This window comes from Pseudomonas sp. HMWF006, from assembly GCF_003061205.1.
In the GTDB taxonomy this organism is placed as follows: domain Bacteria; phylum Pseudomonadota; class Gammaproteobacteria; order Pseudomonadales; family Pseudomonadaceae; genus Aquipseudomonas; species Aquipseudomonas monsensis.
In genome coordinates, this window is the sequence record NZ_QAIU01000662.1 from 9572 (window position 1) to 15629 (window position 6058).

Genomic DNA, 6058 nt, shown 5'->3' on the forward strand with positions numbered 1-6058 from the left:
GGTGATGCAACGCATCCTCGCCCCGCTCGGGCGTCGCCTCGACGAGTCGTCGCCGATGGTCGACGCGCGGCTGCCCGATGGCAGCCGGGTCAACGCCATCATCCCGCCGATTGCCCTCGACGGCCCCTGCCTGTCGATCCGTAAGTTTCGCAAGGACATGCTCAAAAGCACCGACCTGATGGCGATGCAAACCATCGATCAGGCGATTTTCGACTTTATCGAGGAAGCCGTCGGCAAGCGCTGCAATATCCTCATCAGCGGCGGTACCGGCACCGGGAAAACCACGCTGCTGAATATTCTCAGCCAGTTGATCAATCCCCATGAACGGCTGGTGACCATCGAAGACGTCGCCGAATTACAGCTGGGCCACCCGCACGTCGTGCGCCTGGAAACCCGACCACCGAATGCCGAGGGCCACGGTGAGGTCAAGCCCAGCGACCTGATCCGCAACGCCCTGCGGATGCGCCCGGACCGGATCATCCTCGGCGAGATTCGCGGGGTCGAAGTGGTCGATGTGCTGACCGCCATGAACACCGGTCATGACGGCTCGATGAGCACCGTACACGCCAACAACGCCCAGGATGCCTTGCTCCGGCTGGAGACACTGGTGGGCCTTACCGGGCGTTCCATCGCCGAACGTACGTTGCGCCAGATGATCTGCGCAGCCCTCGACGTGATCATTCAGTTGACCCGCATGCCTGACGGTCGCCGCTGCGTCAGCGAAGTGGTGGAAGTGGTTGGCGTGCGCGACGACATCTATGTCACCAACACCTTGTTCCGCCTCGACCGTCGCACCGGTTTCGGCTTTCTGCGCGAAGCGGTCAACCCGGCCGGTGACAAATTGCGCCGCGAACCGGCGCATTCGCATTGAGGGGCACAGCATGCTCAAACCGCTGTTGCTGATCGTGATTTGCCTGGCGTTGCTCGGTCTGTCGCTGCGCCTGTTCTATAACAGCTGGCGCCAGAGTGGCGCGGAGCGCGTGCTCGACCGGCTGAGTCAGGGGCAGCCGCAACGGGCTGGCGAAGTTCCGCGCTGGGCCGGTCTGGACCGGACATTTCTACGCGCGGGTCTGGGGCGTCCGACGGATCGACTCGGCGTGTGGCTGCTGTTGTGGGCGTTTGCGACACTGATCGGCTTTGCCATCGCCGGATGGATTGGCTTGCTGGTGCTGCTGACGTTGCCGCCGGTGGTTTTGCGCCTGTATGTCAGTTGGCGTTACCAGCGTCGATTGCGGCGGATGATCGAACAACTGCCACAACTGCTCGACCACACCGTGCGCAGTCTCAAGTCCGGGCGCACGCTGGCCGATGCCGTGCTTGGCGGCATCGAAGCCAGTGAAGATCCGCTGAAAAATGCCATGGGCCGGGTTCAGCGCAATGTGCAGTTGGGCGTGAGCCTGCCGGACGCCGTGGCGGATCTGGCCGAGTTCTACGAGAAGGATGAGTTTCGTCTGTTCGCCCTCGGCCTCAAGGTCAATCACCGCTACGGCGGCAACGCCAGCGAGTTGCTGGAAAACCTGATCAAGATGATCCGCGAACGTGACCAGGCCTCGCGCCAGTTGCGCGCTATGACCGGCGAAACCCGCCTCACCGCCTGGGTGCTGGGACTATTGCCGATCGCCATGGCCGGCTATTTCCTGATGTCCAATCCGGTGTACCTGGTTGCCATGTGGCACGACCCGTCCGGGCAGCGCATGCTCGCCTCGGCGTTCGGCATGCAGGTGATCGGCAGTCTGTTGCTCTGGCGGATGTTGCGCAGCCTATGACCACACCCCTGATGATCAGCGCTTTATGCTTGCTCGGTGCCGCAGTGCTGCTGATTGCCAACCTGCTGGAGCAGCGTCGGCGCAGCCGCCAGATCAGCCGCCGGCTCGACGGCGAACTGAGCCGCGAGAACCGTTTTGGCAACCTGCTGCAAGTGCTTGGCGAGAGCCGGGTGGGCCAGCACAGCGTCAAGCTCGACAATGAAACCCAGACCCTGCTCAGCCGCCTGGGCTGGCGCAGTGCGCGTCAGCGCTCGCTGTTCGCTGCCTGCCAGATCGGCGCGCCGCTGTTGATGCTCGCGGTGGTGGTGTTGCTGCAAGGGGTGTTCTTTACGTCTGTAGAGAAACAATGGATCGCGCCATTGTTCGCCCTCGGCGTTGGCTACCTGCTGCCCAAGCGCCTTTTGGTAATGGCGGTGGCGCGTCGGCAGAAACGCCTGGCGAGCGAGATCGCTACGTTCCTGCCGCTGCTGCGCATTCTCTTCGAGTCGGGCATGGCCGTGGAGCAGGCGTTGCGGGTCTTGAGTCACGAGGCCCAGGCGTTGCTGCCGGTCTTGACGCAAGAGTTGCGCCTGGTGCTGGCGCGGGTCGACTCGGGCCTTGAGCTGGGTGAAGAACTGAACAAGGCCACGCAACTGCTGGCGGTGGACGAGTTCACTGACACCTGCGTGATCCTCCAGCAATTGCTGCATCAGGGCGGCGGCGCGATGAAATCGTTGCTGTCACTCAAGCAATTGCTCGACGACCGCCGCCTGACCCGGTTGCAGGAATACATCTCGAAAATGTCCGCCAAAATGTCCGTCGTGATGATGCTGTTTCTCTTCCCGGCGTTATTGATCGTCCTGGCCGGTCCGGGCTTCACCGCCCTGGCCAAGGCCCTGGGAGCCTAGAGGGATCGTAATGAAAGCAATGATTGCAGGTACCTGTCTTCTGTTGCTCGGGGGCTGTGCCAATACCGGGCAGACCCCTTGGGCGGCGCTGAGCAGTAACGCCAGCTGCGGCCAATTGAGTTCCGAGCAACAACTGTCGCTGAACCTCGCCGACGATATGGTCAAGGACGGCAAGCTGCACGCCAGCCTTGCCAACCTGCAGAGCCTGCCGGACAACCTCGCCGACGTGCGCCTGCGCAAGGCCCGGGTTTACCGCTTGCTCGGCCGCAGTGAGGCCGAGCCGCTTTATCGAGGCCTGCTCGGCAGTTGCCTGGCGGCCGAGGCCGAGCACGGTCTGGGTCAACTGGCGGCGGCCAAGGCCGATTACGGTCAGGCTCAAGCGCATCTGCAACGTGCCGCACGGTTGGCGCCGACCGACGAAAAAATCCGCAATGACCTCGGCGTGGTCTACCTCAACCAACTGCGCATTGAAGACGCGCGCTTCGAATTCCTGACGGCCATGGAGCTCAAGCAAAGCGATCAACTGGCCGCGCTGAATCTGGTCACGCTGTTGCTGTATCAGGATGACTGGAACCGTGCCGGTGAACTGGTCAGTCGCCTCGGCCTGAGCCCCGAGCAATTCAGCGAAGCGCAGAGGCGCGCGGAACAGCTCAAGGTGTCGGCGAAAGTCCCGGCCCCGGCCGCTGTCACGGCCATGCTCAAATAAGGAGAACTGCGATGAGAGCTGCGATTGTCTGCTTCAGTCTGCTGGCCTTGCCCTTGGTCAGTCATGCCATCGACGCGGGCCCGGCTTCGGCCGAGCAACAGGAAACCGAAGGCTGGTTGCAGTTGCAGGCGCGCAACAAGGTGCCTTCGCCGACCCTGCAAACCGTCACCCCGACCGAGCGCGAGCTGGCCATGCAGCGCTGGTTGAAAAGTTACCAGCACGATATTCCAGAGTTCTACGATCAGCAGCAGGGTGGCAAGGTCGACAGTGGATCTGGGGGCGGGACACCTTAGGTCGTGCGTTGTTGATCGCCAGCAGGCAGGCCTCACAGGAGGATGTAATCCCCCTGTGGGAGCCGGCCTGCCAGCGAGGGCACTCGGTCAAACTCGCAGGGCTTGCCCTACAACTGATAACTGAAGCTGATGCTGTACCTCATGCGCCGGTTGTGGGTGTCCAGCGCTTCATCGGACATCGCTTTCGCTGCCTCCAGCGCGATGTTGTAGTACTTGGCGTCGCCAAACCGCAGGCCGATGGCTGCCGATGACAGGTCGCTGCTCTGCACCGCCAGTTGGTTGAACCAGGTTTTCGCGCGATCCAGTACCACGTACGGCTGCAGGATGCGCACCCAGCTGCCATCACGATTGAAGCTGTAGTTGACCTCGTACGCCGCGCCCCAGCCTTTGTCGCCGGAGGCCTGGTCGTCCGGGTAGCCCCGACCGAAGTTCTGCCCGCCAAACACTGCGCGCTCGCTGTCGGGCAGGGTGTCATCGCTCCAGTACCCCGCCGCCGAGAGCACGCCTTGCCAGTTGTCGAGGAATTTGTCGCTCTGCACGCCGGAAAGGCGTAGGCGCAGGAAGTTCAGGTCCAGCGCCGGGTTGTTGCTATGGGCGCCCATGCTGTCGAGGCCCTGATACACACCGCCACTGAGAATCCGCAACCGGCGGGCATCGGCCTTGCGCCAGTCGCTTTCGAAAGCGAGGGCGCGGACGTCGGTCCGTTCCTCGATGCTCAGGGGGAAGCCGATCACGTTATAGCGGGTGCTGCTATCGACCGCATACAGCCGCGCGCCGGCATTGAGCAGTTCGTTGGACGCCGCGATGAACGGGTGGCTGACACCGATCGAGTAACGGTCGTCTTCCTTGTGCGGCTTGAGTTCGAAGCCGTCGCTGGTGACCAGATTGGTACCCGGGTCGGCGCGGTAGCGCGAGGCAAACAGGCTCAACTGGGTGCCTTCACTGTTGAGGAACTGGTTGTAGTCCAGGCGGTAGTAATGCTCGTGATCGTCCCCCGGCGGAAACAGGCCGCTGAGGGTCAGTTGCTCACCCATCGACGTCTGTGAGTTGCTGCTGACACCCAGCAATGCCTGGGTGCCATTGCGATTGTCTTCGGTGGTGCTCAGGGTGCTGGTGAAGGGTTTGCGGCTGGCCTGGGCGACCAGGGTGGTGGCGCCGTCGGTGGTGCCCGGCGGTGGCACCTGGGCCTGTACCGTCACCCCGGGAATGCGGGTCATCAGCGTGGTGTAGCGCTCGAAAGTCTTGCGGGTCAGCGGCCGTTCGGCCTGGATTTTCGCCGCCAGTTCGTCGAGCAGGCCTTTGACCCGCCCGACATCGCCCTGCATCTGGATATCCCGGACATAACCCTCAACTAACACCACCCGCGCCACGCCGTCGTCGAACTTCTGTTGGGGCAAAAACGCGTAGGACAGCAGATAGCCGTCCTGTTGATAGCGGCGGGTGATGTTGCGGGTGGCTTCGATCAGATCGGCGAGGCTGGTCGGGTGACCGATCAGGGGTTTGTAGATCTCGGCCAACTCGTTGAGCGGGTAGATCGTACCGCCTTCAATCTGCACCGTTTTCAGGTTGATTCGGGTTTCCAGCATCAGCGGCTGCGCAGTGGCCGCGCCGGGTTCCGGCACGAGCACCGGGGTGGCGGCCGGCCGATAGGCATCGGCGGGCAGGTTCGGTACGGGCAGGTTGCGGATGGTTTCGTTGCTGTTGAGAAAACTGGGCAGGGTGTCGGCGAAAGCGGCGGAACTGAGACTGAGGAACAGCAGGGATGCCATTACGCGCATAGGACACTCCGTGGTCAGGTCGCAGCACAGGGCTGTTTTTTCCTAAGAAAAAAGCGGAAGACTCGTCGGAGTCTTCCGCCCTCAACCAAGCGTAGGCGCTGTAGGTGAGGCCGTCGAATCGGCCAGGTGCAATTTAGCGTTTGTTGCCTCCCAGGGTGCCAGTCAGGCCGCCCAGTACGCCGCCCAGTCCGCCGGTTGCCGTGCCTCCGGTGGCGGTGCCGCCGTTGACCAGGCCACCGACTGCGCCGACAGTGGCTCCGACGTTGCTGACCAGACCGCCGACTGCTGTGGTCACCGGATTGTTGGTGGCCGCGATGGTGGCGCCGACATTGCTGACCGCGCCGCCGACCTGACCGATGAGACCGGCGACCGGAGTGCCGAGACCGGTTGCAGCGCCGACGTTTTGGGTCAGACCGGTGACCGCGGTGGTCACTGGATTAAGTGCCGTACCGACGCTGTTGCCCACTCCCGCCAGCGGTGCAGTGGTGCCAGTGATCGGTGTACCGGAACCGCCGAGCACGGTGTTGAGCGAGGCGATGGTGTTGCCCAGTCCGCCTACCGCGACACCACCGGCACTGACCGCGCCGTTGGTGTTGCCGGCGTTCAGGCCGCTGCCGACGTTGACCAC

7 protein-coding genes are annotated in these 6058 nt (G+C 63.1%); 5 read left to right on the top strand and 2 right to left on the bottom strand.

Annotated elements, in window-relative coordinates; genetic code table 11:
• From DBR24_RS30720 to DBR24_RS30740, 5 genes are all read left to right on the top strand, one after another.
• Positions 1-871 (top strand): CpaF family protein (locus DBR24_RS30720; RefSeq protein ID WP_256592039.1); only part of this gene is annotated, 871 nt, incomplete at its 5' end.
• 10 nt (positions 872-881) lie between these two features.
• On the top strand, positions 882-1766 hold the full coding sequence (locus DBR24_RS30725; protein WP_128616553.1) for a type II secretion system F family protein: 885 nt from the start codon (positions 882-884) through the stop codon (positions 1764-1766).
• Positions 1763-2653: a type II secretion system F family protein gene (locus tag DBR24_RS30730; protein ID WP_123471086.1), complete on the top strand. Its 891-nt coding sequence runs from the start codon at positions 1763-1765 to the stop codon at positions 2651-2653. Before DBR24_RS30725 ends, DBR24_RS30730 begins: the two co-directional genes overlap by 4 nt.
• Positions 2654-2663: 10 nt before the next feature.
• A complete protein-coding gene (locus DBR24_RS30735) occupies positions 2664-3359 on the top strand; it encodes a tetratricopeptide repeat protein (protein WP_128616554.1) in 696 nt (231 codons plus the stop codon).
• An 11-nt stretch (positions 3360-3370) separates the two neighbouring features.
• A complete protein-coding gene (locus DBR24_RS30740) occupies positions 3371-3652 on the top strand; it encodes a DUF3613 domain-containing protein (protein ID WP_123471089.1) in 282 nt (93 codons plus the stop codon).
• 107 nt (positions 3653-3759) lie between these two features.
• On the opposite strand, the gene DBR24_RS30745 is transcribed toward DBR24_RS30740, so the two are convergent.
• Together DBR24_RS30745 and DBR24_RS30750 are read right to left on the bottom strand one after the other, a co-directional pair.
• Positions 3760-5430 (bottom strand): ShlB/FhaC/HecB family hemolysin secretion/activation protein, encoded by a 1671-nt coding sequence (locus DBR24_RS30745; protein WP_128616555.1) that lies wholly within the window; start codon positions 5428-5430, stop codon positions 3760-3762.
• 133 nt (positions 5431-5563) lie between these two features.
• Positions 5564-6058 (bottom strand): collagen-like triple helix repeat-containing protein (locus DBR24_RS30750; RefSeq protein ID WP_177490708.1); only part of this gene is annotated, 495 nt, incomplete at its 5' end.